At 71.8% G+C, this 3,222-nt stretch carries 4 protein-coding genes; all 4 read right to left on the bottom strand.

The genetic code is table 11. The features are described from left to right. Positions 1-478: 478 nt before the first annotated feature. Genes BN12_RS20665 through rpmI form a run of 4 tightly spaced genes read right to left on the bottom strand, consistent with a single transcriptional unit; the run spans position 479 to position 3,096 of the window. The gene (locus BN12_RS20665; protein WP_048555414.1) at positions 479-1,567 is read right to left on the bottom strand and encodes a sensor histidine kinase; all 1,089 of its coding nucleotides are present in this window, start codon (positions 1,565-1,567) and stop codon (positions 479-481) included. 35 nt (positions 1,568-1,602) lie between these two features. Beyond that, positions 1,603-2,442: a TrmH family RNA methyltransferase gene (locus tag BN12_RS20670; RefSeq protein WP_048555416.1), complete on the bottom strand. Its 840-nt coding sequence runs from the start codon at positions 2,440-2,442 to the stop codon at positions 1,603-1,605. A 37-nt stretch (positions 2,443-2,479) separates the two neighbouring features. Continuing rightward, on the bottom strand, positions 2,480-2,860 hold the full coding sequence (rplT, locus tag BN12_RS20675; protein ID WP_048555419.1) for a 50S ribosomal protein L20: 381 nt from the start codon (positions 2,858-2,860) through the stop codon (positions 2,480-2,482). 41 nt (positions 2,861-2,901) lie between these two features. Beyond that, positions 2,902-3,096 carry a 50S ribosomal protein L35 gene (gene rpmI, locus BN12_RS25875; protein WP_048555420.1) on the bottom strand — a complete coding sequence of 65 codons (195 nt, stop codon included), beginning with the start codon at positions 3,094-3,096 and terminating at the stop codon, positions 2,902-2,904. Positions 3,097-3,222: the final 126 nt, after the last annotated feature.

Consider the following 3,222-nt stretch of genomic DNA (forward strand, 5'->3'; position numbering starts at 1 on the left):
TCGGCAGGTGCGGGCTTTCCGTGGTCGGATCCGTCGAGGAACCACGACAACCCCGCACGTGCCGAGTAGATGCTCCCGAATAGGGCCGGCGACGACATCAACTCGGCACGTGCGGATCGAGCGCCTCGGCCGGCGAGCACAGAGGACGACAGGAGATGAGGACGACAAGGAGTCGACACCTTGTGGGGAAGCTGGCCCGAGCCAGGACTCCAACCAGCTTCCCCATAGAGACGCTCGCGGCGTCCGGGCCGACTCGACCACGACAACCCCGCACGTGCTCCAGCCCACGTCGGCAGGTGCGGGCTTTCCGTGGTCGGATCCGTCGAGGAACCACGACAACCCCGCACGTGCCGAGTAGATGCTCCCGAACAAGGCCGGCGACGACAACAACTCGGCACGTGCGAAGGGGGCGAGCCCGGGGTCGGAAGGCGACGGGACCAGAGGCGAGGGACAAGGGCCAAGGGCGAGAGGACGCGGATCAGAGGCGGAGGTACTCGGGCTCCACGCTCGGGAGGCGGATCCGGATGAGCGCGCCGCCGGCCGGGCCCTCCTCGACCTTGGCGACGCCGCCATGGGCCTCGGCGATGCCCTTGACGAGGTAGAGGCCGAGGCCGGTCCCGCCCTGCTTCGCGTCGTGCCAGAAGCGGCTGAAGACGAGGTTGCGGGCCCGCTCGTCGATGCCGTCGCCCTCGTCGCTCACGGTGACGTCGACGGCGGGGGCGCCGTCCCCCATGAGCCCGCTCCGAGCTCCGAGGGTCACGGTCCCCCGGCCGTGGCGCAGGGCGTTCTCGAGGAGGTTCGCGAGGACCTGGTCGAGCCGGTCGGCGTCCGCCCAGAGGGGCGGGAGCTCGGGACCCACGTCGACGACGAACCGCTCCGTGTCGTGGCCGGCGGCGACGAGCCGGGTGATGTGGCGCCGGAACGTCTCCTCGACGTCGACGGGCTCCGGGCGCAGCCGCAGCCGTCCGGCGTCGAGGCGGGACACGTCGAGAAGGTCGGTGATGAGGCGGGCCAGGCGGTCGGCGTCGGCCTGGATCGTCTCGACCATGAAGCGCTTCTGCTCGTCGGTGAAGCGGTCCCATCGGGACAGGAGCGTCGAGGAGAACCCCTTGACCCCGGTGAGCGGCGAGCGCAGCTCGTGGGCGACGGTGGAGATGAGGGCCGCGTGCTCCGTCTCGGCACGCTGCCTGCCCTCCGCCGACCGGAGGCCGAGCAGGAGGGCGACGGCGGGGACGTTGCGGCCGGGCCGCAGGTACCGGGCGGTCGCCAGGACCTCGCGGCCGCCGGGGAGCAGGAGGAGTCGCTCACGATGCCCGCTGCGGATGTTCAGCCCGCCCCACGGGTCGATGGCCTCCCACCACAGCTCCCCGCTGCGCTCCTGCAGCGGCAGCACCTCGCGCACGTCGCGCCCGAGGCCGTCCTGGAGCCGCAGTCCGCTGATCCGCTCGGCGGGACCGTTGAGGTGCCTGACCTGCCAGTTGCCGAGGACGACGACGAGCCCGTCGGGAAGCATCTCGGACGCGGCGACGGCCTGACCAAGTGCCTCCTTCCCGAGCGGGACATCCATGAGGGCAAGGCTAACCCAGTGACTAGTTCCCGTGACTAGTCCCCAGGAAACTGGACACTGCTCCCGGGGCTCGACGTGACGACACCGACGCCGGACGACGCGTAGAGGCACACCGTCGCCGCCGTCGCGAGGTTCAACGACTCCGCCCGGCCGAGGATGGGGACCCGGACGACGTCGTCGCACCGGGCCCGGACCTCCGGCGGCAGCCCCCAGGCCTCGTTCCCGAACACCCAGGCGTGCGGCCCCCGCAGGTCGGCGTCCGGCAGGAGGGTCGAGCCGGCGCCGTCCGCCGCGAGGGTGTGGATGCCGTGGTCGCGCAGCCGGTCGAGCGTCGCCGGGACGGGAAGGCCGGTGACGACGGGCAGGTGGAACAGCGAGCCCGCGGTCGAGCGGACGACCTTGGGGGCGTGGACGTCGACCGAGCCCTCGCTGAGCAGGACGGCGTCGACCCCCGCCGCGTCGGCCGCGCGGATGACGGTTCCCGCGTTGCCCGGGTCGCGGACGTGGGTGAGGAAGGCGAGGACCCGAGGCCCGGACGCGAGGATCTCCCCGAGCGGATCGGGACCGGGCCCTGGGATGTGGCAGACGGCGAGGAGCCCCTGGTGCGTCGGTGTCTCCGTCATCGCGGCGAGGACGTCGGAGCTCGCCGGATGGACCCGTATGCCGTGTGCTCGAGCCTCGGCGAGGAGGTCGGCGTGCCGTGTGGCCGCCGCAGGATCGGCATACAGGTCGACGACGTCGGCCGGCGCATACCGCACCGCCTCACGGACCGACTGCGGGCCCTCGGCGACGAATCGTCCGGCCCGCTCGCGCGACGAGCGCCGGGAGAGCGCGCGCACCGCCTTGACCCGATCGGCTCGGGGATTGGTCAGCACGGCGTCTCCCGGCGCTCGGACGGGGTGACGGGGCGGCTCAGGCGTTCGCCGGGGCGTCCGTCGAGGGGACGTTGGCCTTCGCGATCTCGACGAGCGCGGTGAACGCGGCCGGGTCGTTGACCGCGAGCTCAGCGAGCATCCGGCGGTCGACCTCGACCTCGGCGGCCTTGAGGCCCTGGATGAACCGGTTGTACGTCATGCCGTTGGCGCGAGCGCCCGCGTTGATCCGCTGGATCCACAGCCGACGGAAGTCGCCCTTCTTGGCGCGACGGTCGCGGTAGGAGTAGGCGAGGGAGTGCTGGACCTGCTCCTTGGCCTTGCGGTAGAGCCGCGACCGCTGACCGCGGTAGCCGCTGGCGCGCTCGAGGACGACCCGGCGCTTCTTCTGGGCGTTGACCGCCCGCTTCACGCGTGCCACGTGAGTTCTCCTTGCTTCTTACGAGATCGAGGGGGACCGGCTCACTTGCCGAGGAGCTTCTTGACGGCCTTGGTGTCGGCCGTCGAGACGATGACGTCACGCGAGAGTCGGCGCGCCTTCTGCGGCGTCTTCTCGTGGAACTTGTGGACGTGGCCCGCCTGCTCGCGCATGAGCTTGCCGCTCCCGGTCACGCGGAAGCGCTTCTTCGCGCCGCTGTGGGTCTTGTTCTTCGGCATGGGTGCCGATCTCCTTCTGCTTCGTGGGTCGTGTTCTGGCGGTCTGGCGGCGCCGACGTCAGGACGTCGTGCGCGTCGAGCCCGTCCGCCCGCCCGGCCGGGGGGCGGCCGGGCGCGGAGGCTGCG

The sequence above is a fragment of the Nostocoides japonicum T1-X7 genome (assembly GCF_001046855.1).
GTDB lineage: Bacteria > Actinomycetota > Actinomycetes > Actinomycetales > Dermatophilaceae > Nostocoides > Nostocoides japonicum.

Excerpts from the sequence above, each read along its gene's own strand:
- rpmI (WP_048555420.1), bottom strand. The coding sequence starts at position 3,096 with ATGCCGAAGAACAAGACCCACAGCGGCGCGAAGAAGCGCTTCCGCGTG.
- BN12_RS20665 (WP_048555414.1), bottom strand. The coding sequence starts at position 1,567 with ATGGATGTCCCGCTCGGGAAGGAGGCACTTGGTCAGGCCGTCGCCGCG.